Consider the following 8,853-nt stretch of genomic DNA (forward strand, 5'->3'; position numbering starts at 1 on the left):
CTGGAGAGATTTACGAATATTTAAGAGAAAAACTCTTCGAAATACTACCTAATTGGAAAGATTTTCGACGTCCAAGATGGAAAATCGAAAAAGTTTTCGAATTCCTCAAAATAAACCTAGAATTAGGAAAAATACACGCTTATACACTCAAATCTGTATCTAAAAAAGCATATCTAACTGTACTTTTAATGGGAATACTAATTTCAGAAGGTTACAACGAAATCCAAGAAGTAATAAACCTTGTAAATTTCAAGTAAATCAGACACCCTGATAAATTATTTATATATTGTCATATTTGCTTAAATTAATTTAATTTAAACTTTTTTTCTTAAAAAATGTCACAGAAAAAATAAAACAAATAAATAAAAACAAACAAACAAAACAAAATAATAAAAACAATAGAATAAATAAAAACAAAATAATAAAAACAACAAAGCAAATAAATAAAAATTTAAGGTTTTTTAGCAGTTATTTTTCCACCACTCTCCACTATAGCCAATACAGCATCCCCTAATTCAATGCCTTGTTTTATTCTAACTGTGGCATTTTTTCCTACTGTAGCTGAAAAAAGATAGTGCTTATCTCCAAATATCTCATAGGTATGACCTACATGATTTTTAGTGAAATATAAAGTTATAAATTTCTTAGAGATATCTACTTTAATCTCTTCTTCTCTATCCAATATTTCTTTAATAGGATTTACACCAATACCGATTCCAATTTTCTTTTCTAATTTCTCTATTCTTTTTCCTGATTTACCAATAAACTTAGGAATGAATTTTTCTTCAATATATACTTCAACTCTATATCCATCAATGATCTCAATTTCTACCCTTGAATCAGGTACTGCCTTTTTAATTTCAGATAAAATTTCTTTTTCAGCTATTAACTCAACAGATGACTTTTTAGGTTTATTAGAATCCTCAGACTCAATCAAATCTAAGTCCATTACAATCGTTTGTTCGCCATAGGTATAAATTTCGTTTTTTAACTCACCAGAAAAAAAGTTTCTAACCTCAATAACAGGCCTTGCAAGATCTGCTTCTTTCATCCCAGATGGAACCTTCACAGTTAACTTAGTTTCATAAACAGCAGCTATTTTACCATCTTCAATATAAATGTTTGTATCTACAACCGAAGGGATAATTCCTAACTCTACCCTACTAGCTATTCTTCCAATTGCATCTATTGGTTTTGTTGCATGGACAACACCAATCATTCCAACACCAGCAAGACGCATATCAGCAAATATATGGAAATCATGACTCTTTCTTAACTCATCATAGATTGTAAAGTCTGGTCTAACAAGAAGTAAAACATCGGAAGTATTTTCCATACTACCTTCCAAAGGAGAATATTGTGTAATTTCATCAGAGAGTTGTAAGTCTCTTGGAGATTCCATTGTTTTAACAATTTTATTTAAGTTTTTACTGTAAAATTCAGCTAACGCTTGAGCAAATGTACTTTTACCTGCACCAGGAGAACCTGAAATTAAAATTCCATTTGCATTGTTTTTTAATCTGTTTAATAACTCATCCTTTAATTCATAGTAATCTAAAGATACATCTGCAACTGGACGAACAGCAGTTATCTCTAAACTTTCTGAAAATGGTGGTCGTGCAATAGAAATTCTTAAATCTCTTGATTGAACAACTGTTGCTCCTTCCATATCAATTTCAAGATAAGTTTTAAAATCTATGTTTACTCTCTCTAAAATTTCATCTATAAACCATTCTAAATCATTGTATGATAATTTCTCATCTGTAATTTTTACAAGCTTAATATTTCCAGGTCTTCCTTTTTTAGCCATTGGAACAACATTTTCCTTTAAATGAACAGACATAGTCTCATCATCAAAGAAATAAGATATTTTAAGTTTTTTATCAATGTTTGCTTTTATTGGAGAGTATATTACTGAAATGGCTGATGCTTTAGCAACTTGAGAGAGTATTTTATCAGAGGTTAAAAGAGTAGCCATTTCAGACTTGGCAATGTCTCTAATCATTGCATCAATCTCTCCTGTTTTAGATAAAGAAATTTCATAGTTGTTTGGTCTTTTTCCACTAAAACTAACAGATATTTTCCCTTCATCAGCTAAATTTTGAAGATTTTCAAGATTTTTAAGTCCTTTTTTACCAGACAGGCGTCCTTTATTGGCTTGATATTCTAGTTCAGCTATTACTGCCTCTGGAATAATTATTTCTGGATAATCTAATTTTTTTCCATCTAATAAATCAAATACAGTATTTTCAATTATGGCACTTGTATCTGGAACTATCCTATTTAATTTATCCTCATCATCACTGTAATAATCCATTGTATCACTATTTTTTTGCAAATTATGCTTGTTAAAGTTTTATGCTTGTTAAATTTATACTTGTTAAAAAATTCAGAAACTGTGATTATAAAGTGGAAAAATTTACACTTAAGTTGCACAACGACTGTTTTTTCAAATATTAATGCTCTAAAATTTTAAATAACAACTAATAAGTAGTTAAAGTTATATTAATATGGAGATAAATATTATAATATGATTACAATTAAATTTAATCTCTACAATTATATTATATCGTATAATATAACTTATAAATATAATATAATTTATAATATTAGTTATAATATAACTTCCATTCCTTATAATCTTTGCTATTTTGGAAGATATTTCTCTATACCTGCCAAACATGACTAAATTTTAGATGATTGTGTTGATAAAAATAATAATCTATTTATAACTCTACTAATTATTCCACCTTAAAAAATTTATTTTTTTACCTTGAAAAGTCTATTAAATTTTAAAATAAAAGATAAAGCAATGATTTAACAAAGCTATTAAAGAGTCATGAAACAATAAGAAAATCCAAGTTTCTAAACTTAGTTAATTAAGTTAAATTAGATTTATAAAGTTATAATAAATTTTATTATAAAAATAAGTATAACTATTTAATAAAATTCTATTTAATTAATATTAATGTCTATTTACTAAAAATAGCTATTTTTAAACATTTAATTTTTATAAAAACATATATTAATAATTTATTTATAGAATTTGAGGATGTCCCACAATTCAAAATTTTAAATTTAGATAATTTAAAATTGATTTTAGATTGATTTTAGATTGGTTTTTAATAGATTAAATTTATCATAATTATTAATTACAATTTATTTACTAAAATAACACTTAATAAATTATTAATTTATATTTAAATAATTATTTATTTATTAAATCAATTTAAAAGAGATTAATTTTTTCATGAGATTAATTATGGGCATCATTTTCAAAAACAGATAAATAATTTTTTCTATTGTGAGGGTCGGACAAAAATAGCTTTTTTCAAAAAAAAGTTTCTTCTTTTGCTAAACAAAGGATTTTTCTAAGGTTTTGACAACCGATATGGAATTTTGGTCGACCTCATTGTAGAGAAATTAAAAGTGTACAATAGAAAATTTAATATAAACATCCCCATAATGCTTAATATATTTTATATAAATTTAAATTTTCAAATAATTTTAATAAAAAAATGGAATAATATAATTGCCATATGAAACTTATTTCAGATAAATAGAAATATTTATTAAAGATTATAACTATTGTTATATTATGGATGTATATTAATTACATATAACTATAATTGGATTGTAATTGCAAATATTTCTTAAAAATTCTTGAAGTATAAATATAAAATTATTGTTGAAGAAACAAATAGATTATGTTAAATCATATTAAATCATTGGTGATAGTATGAAAAAAATAGATAAAAATAAAGAGCTTAAATTTCAAACAAGAGCTATTCACATTGGAAATGGAGTTGATAAAGAAACTAGAGCTATTAAAAGACCTATAACTATGGGAAACAGCTACCAGCTTCCAGAGGATCCAAGTGTTTTAAATTGGAGTGGATTTGGAGATAACATATACACTCGAAATGGTGGGTCAAATCAAAGATACCTTGAAGAGAGGTTAGCTTCACTTGAAAATGGTGAGGATACAGTTTGTTTTGGAAGTGGGGTTGGTGCATTATCTGGTTTGTTTTTCTCTCTTTTAGAAAGTGGAGACCATGTAATATTTTCAAATATTACCTACATCGCAGTTTATCGTTTACTTAATAAGCTATTTAACAGTAAATTCAATGTTGAAACCACTATAGTAGATACATCTAATATTGAAAATATAAAACATGAAATAAAAGAAAATACCAAGCTAATTCATATTGAAACTCCTGGAAATCCTACAACCGCTATTTCAGATATTGCAAAAATATCTGCTTTGGCTCATGAAAATGATATTTTGGTTTCTGTTGATAACACCTTAGCATCTCCATTTAATCAAAGACCAATTGATTTAGGGGCAGATTTTTCAGTTGAAAGTCTAACAAAATATATAAATGGTCATGGTGACTCTATGGGTGGAGCAGTTACAGGTGAGAAGAAATATTTAGACCTCATTAGAACCCAAGCACAAGTAAATCTTGGTGCCACAATAAGCCCATTTAATGCTTGGTTAATTATGAGAGGTTCTGTAACAATTCCTCTTAGAATGAGACAGCATAATGAAAATGCTTTAAAAATAGCTAAATATTTAGAATCCTTAGAAATTGTAAGCTTTGTTTCTTATCCGGGGCTTGAAAGTCATCCAGACCATGAAATAGCTAAAAAACAAATGTCTCCTGGTTTTGGAGGTGTTTTAGCATTTGGTTTAAAAGCAAACCATAATAAACACAATGAATTTGTTAGCCATTTAACTATAATTAGTTCAGCTGTTTCTTTAGGTCATGATGAAAGTTTAATAGTTTTTATAGGAGGAGATGATGAAAGACAGCATCTTTATCCAAAAAAATTTAAAAATGGATTCTTTAGGTTCAGTGTTGGATTAGAAGATGCTGATGATTTAATTGAAGATATTCAAGAAGCTTTAATAAAAACAGACCTAATATAATTAGATTCATTAATGTATTAGCTATTTATTTTAGAAATTCAATTTAAAACTCTTAGAAATAAAAAAATTTTTCATTTTTTTAACTTTTTAAGAGTTAATTGGAATTTTAGTAATTTGCTAATTTTTTCTTCTGCTGATTCCATTCATAAAGATTTTTTATCCTGTTAAATATTGTATTTAATATTGCTTTTAAATTATATTTAATATTATATTTTATAATTTTTCCCTAAATTCACAGTCTATGTCATTTTTTGAGAAAGCTAAAGCTAAATAAATTGGGTTTTCATCCTTGTGTCTTGTGTAATACTTTTTTTCTTTAACCTGTTTAAATGCTTCTTTTATTAATGTTTTTGTGGATTTTGCTGAGGAGTATTTAATTTCTGTAATTATTGTTTTATCTTTTATTTTAAAAATTATATCAGCTCGTCCTGAATAGGTTGTTACCTCTCCTTGTGATTCAATTCCTAATAAATAGAGAACTACTAATAATATTCCATGATAATATTTTTCATCATCCCCTTTTAGTGGATAGGATAATCTATGATATATGCTTTCTAGGACATCTATGAATCCTTTTGAGTCTTTATTTAAAATACTTGTGTAGGTTTTCTTTTTAAGCTCTTTTAGGTGATCATCACTTAAATTTGTGTAAGTCATTATAAGTTCATTAATTAAAGATTCCCTAACTTCGTAATTTGGAGTATCTAATATGTATTCAATAGCTCCATATTTTTTGTTTTTTTCTTTTATTGTTAGGTATCCTGTTTGAAATAGTAATGTTGTGGGGTGGATATTTTCTATTTCGAAAGTGTCTAAATCGTTTTTTGTTGCAATTATAGGTTCTACAATGGGTTTTAGAGTATTTTCTTTTTTAAGTACTTCAATTAGAAATGCTGGTGTTCCACTACTAAACCAGTAATTTGAAAACTCTCTCTCATCAAACAGTAGTAATGTTGAAAAAGGATTGTAAACTTTATTTTCACCATCCCAACTGTATCCATCATACCAATGCTCGATTTTAGCTAATGTTTCTTCGTAATTAAGAGATTCTTCTTTTCCTAAATTATCAATATGTTCTTTAAAATGCTCTTCAAGTTCTCTATGGGTGTAACCACAAATTGTACTGTAATCTTTGTGTAGTGTAAGATCTTTAGGACTGTTTAATCCTGAGAAAATCGAAGTAGATGAAAATTTAGAAACTCCAGTTAAGAAAAGAAAATGTAAAAATTTATCATTTGATTTTAAAACTTGATAAAAAGCACTAAGAGTTTCACGATTATCATCAGCTATTTTAAAATTGTTTACATTGTCAATTATAGGTTTATCATACTCATCAATTAAAAATACCACTCTTTTGTTGAATTTTTTACTGACTTTTTTAATTAGTTCTCCTAATTTTCTAGATATATCCTCATTGTTTAACCTAATACCAAAGTCTTCAGCTGTATCATCTAAAAAATGGTGGAGTGATTTTTCTAAATTTTCAGGATTATTATGTCGTATTTCTCCAAAATCTAAGATAATAACAGGATATTTCTCATCCCAATCCCATTTATCATAAATATAAAGTCCTTCAAATAATGCCTTATTTGCTGAAAATAGCTCTTCTAATGTGCTGACTAGAAGGGATTTTCCGAATCTTCTTGGACGTGATAGAAAGTAAATTTCTCCGTTTTCTATTAAGTTAAATATATCTTCTGTTTTGTCCACATATAAATAGTTTTTTTCACGAATTTTGGAAAATGTTTGTATGCCTATAGGTAATTTTTGCATATTATTTATCCCCTAATTTATAAAAATAATTTATACAATCATATATATTATTATATTATATGTTAAATAAAAATATAAATACTTTTCTTAAAAAATTTAAATTTAGAACATTTAAATTATTATTATTATTATTATTATTATTATTATTATTATTATTATTATTATTATTATTATTATTATTATTATTATGAATTTTTAATAAATTATTAAATATTTTTTTCTTATAATCATATTTCTTTAAATTCACAGTTTATGTCATTTCTTGAGAAAGCTAAAGCTAAATAAGTTGGGTTTTCATCCTTGTATCTTGTGTAATACTTTTTTTCTTTAATTTGTTTAAATGCTTCTTTTATTAGTGTTTTTGTGGATTTTGTTGAGGAGTATTTAATTTCTGTAATTATTGTTTTGTCTTTTATTTTAAAAATTATATCAGCTCGTCCTGAATAGGTTGTTACCTCTCCTTGTGATTCAATTCCTAATAAATAGAGAACTACTAATAATATTCCATGATAATATTTTTCATCATCCCCTTTTAGTGGATAGGATAATCTATGATATATGCTTTCTAGGACATCTATGAATCCTTTTGAATCTTTATTTAAAATACTTGTATATGTTTTATTTTTTATTTCTTTTAAATTTTCTGTACTTAAATTTGTATAAGCATTTACAAGTCTACGGATTAGAGACTCTCTAACTTCATAATTTGGAATATCTAATATATATTCCATAGCTCCATAATTATTTTTTATTTCTTTTATTGTTAGATATCCTGTTTGAAATAGTAATGTTATAGGGTGAATATCTTCTATTTCAAAAGTGTCTAAAACATTTTTTGATACTACAATAGGTTCTACAATTGGTTTTAGTGTGTTTTCTTTTTTAAGTATTTCCATTAGGAATGTTGGTGTTCCACTGCTAAACCAGTAATTTGAAAATTCTCTCTTTTTAAATAGTAGTAGTGTTGAAAATGGGTTGTATACTTTAGTTTTTCCATCCCAAGTGTATCCATCATAGAAATATTCAATCTTTGTTAATGTTTCTTTATAGTTAAGAGATTCTTCGTTAGCTAGATTTTCAATATGTTCTTTAAAGTATTCTTCTAGTTCTTTGTGTGTATAGCCACATATTGTAGCATAATCTTTATCTAGTGTAATATCATCAGGGTTGTTTAGTCCTGAAAAGATAGATGTTGATGAGAATTTTGATATTCCAGTTATGAAAATGAATTTTAAAAATTCGTCATTGGCTTTTAGAGATTGAAAAAAGTTATTTAAAGTTTTTCTATTATTATTAGCTATTTTGAAATTTGTTATATGGTCTATAATAGGTTTATCGTATTCATCAATTAAAATTACAACTTTTTGTTTGAATTTTTTATTAATTTTTTTAATTAGTTCTCCGAATCTTTGTGGTAAAGTTTTTCTTTTTAGTTCCACTTCAAAATCTTCAGAAATATCATCTAAAAAACCAAGTAAAGAAACTTCTAATTCATCAGAATTTTTATAAGCCATAGATCAAAAATCTAATTTAATCACAGGGTATTTCTTATTCCAATCCCATTTATCATAGATATATAAGCCTTTAAATAGTTCTTTCTTTGCTGAAAATAGTGCTTCTAATGTGCTAACTAAAAGTGATTTTCCAAATCGTCTTGGGCGTGAGAGAAAGTAAATTTCTCCGTTTTCTATTAAATTAAATATATCTTCTGTTTTGTCCACATATAAATAGTTTTTTTCACGGATTTTGGAAAATGTTTGTATACCTACAGGTAATTTTTGCATATTAGTAATCTCCAAATTTTATTTGCTTTTATTTTATTTAAAACAAAAATGTAATATAATTCATTTAAATTAATTATATATTATATTTAAAAACATAAATACTTTTCTAAATTATAAAAAATTTAAATTAATGAATTAAAATGCCTTATGAATTAGTTAAACTAAGGAGGTTAAACTAATAAATATTAAGAAAAAATATAATAAATATCTTAATATTAGTAAAAACACGACTTATAAACTAAAATACTTTATTTTCAAAATTGCTTTTAATCAAGTTTTTTCTAAAAGTTTGTTTTAAATAATTTTTGATCAAACTTTTTCTAAAAGTTTGTTTTAAAATTCCTACCCTTTAAATAATATAAT

Annotated in this window: 4 protein-coding genes and 2 pseudogenes; 2 read left to right on the top strand and 4 right to left on the bottom strand. The window is 25.6% G+C overall.

Features of this window, described 5'->3' with window-relative positions; all coding sequences use genetic code 11:
• Positions 1–257: pseudogene (locus tag MBCUR_RS10745) on the top strand (hypothetical protein); the annotation flags it as partial.
• 194 nt (positions 258–451) lie between these two features.
• On the opposite strand, the gene MBCUR_RS09605 reads toward MBCUR_RS10745, so the two are convergent.
• The gene (locus MBCUR_RS09605) at positions 452–2,317 is read right to left on the bottom strand and encodes a PINc/VapC family ATPase (protein WP_067092737.1); all 1,866 of its coding nucleotides are present in this window, start codon (positions 2,315–2,317) and stop codon (positions 452–454) included.
• Positions 2,318–3,739: 1,422 nt separating this feature from the next.
• Between MBCUR_RS09605 and MBCUR_RS09610 the strand changes: the two genes are divergently transcribed.
• Positions 3,740–4,933 (top strand): trans-sulfuration enzyme family protein, encoded by a 1,194-nt coding sequence (locus tag MBCUR_RS09610; RefSeq protein ID WP_067092739.1) that lies wholly within the window; start codon positions 3,740–3,742, stop codon positions 4,931–4,933.
• A 213-nt stretch (positions 4,934–5,146) separates the two neighbouring features.
• On the opposite strand, the gene MBCUR_RS09615 is transcribed toward MBCUR_RS09610, so the two are convergent.
• From MBCUR_RS09615 to MBCUR_RS10850, 3 genes and pseudogenes are all read right to left on the bottom strand, one after another.
• Positions 5,147–6,706 (bottom strand): ATP-binding protein, encoded by a 1,560-nt coding sequence (locus tag MBCUR_RS09615; protein WP_067092741.1) that lies wholly within the window; start codon positions 6,704–6,706, stop codon positions 5,147–5,149.
• A 227-nt stretch (positions 6,707–6,933) separates the two neighbouring features.
• Positions 6,934–7,602, bottom strand: coding sequence for a PD-(D/E)XK nuclease domain-containing protein (locus MBCUR_RS10845; RefSeq protein WP_342669791.1), 669 nt, complete (start codon positions 7,600–7,602; stop codon positions 6,934–6,936).
• A gap of 297 nt (positions 7,603–7,899) precedes the next feature.
• Positions 7,900–8,490 (bottom strand): annotated as a pseudogene (locus MBCUR_RS10850) (AAA family ATPase); the annotation flags it as partial.
• Positions 8,491–8,853: the final 363 nt, after the last annotated feature.

Origin of the sequence: Methanobrevibacter curvatus (assembly GCF_001639295.1) — an archaeon.
GTDB classification, from domain to species: Archaea; Methanobacteriota; Methanobacteria; order Methanobacteriales; family Methanobacteriaceae; genus Methanoflexus; species Methanoflexus curvatus.

Excerpts from the sequence above, each read along its gene's own strand:
- MBCUR_RS09615 (WP_067092741.1), bottom strand. The coding sequence starts at position 6,706 with ATGCAAAAATTACCTATAGGCATACAAACATTTTCCAAAATTCGTGAA.
- MBCUR_RS09610 (WP_067092739.1), top strand. The coding sequence starts at position 3,740 with ATGAAAAAAATAGATAAAAATAAAGAGCTTAAATTTCAAACAAGAGCT.
- MBCUR_RS10845 (WP_342669791.1), bottom strand. The coding sequence starts at position 7,602 with ATGGAAATACTTAAAAAAGAAAACACACTAAAACCAATTGTAGAACCT.
- MBCUR_RS09605 (WP_067092737.1), bottom strand. The coding sequence starts at position 2,317 with ATGGATTATTACAGTGATGATGAGGATAAATTAAATAGGATAGTTCCA.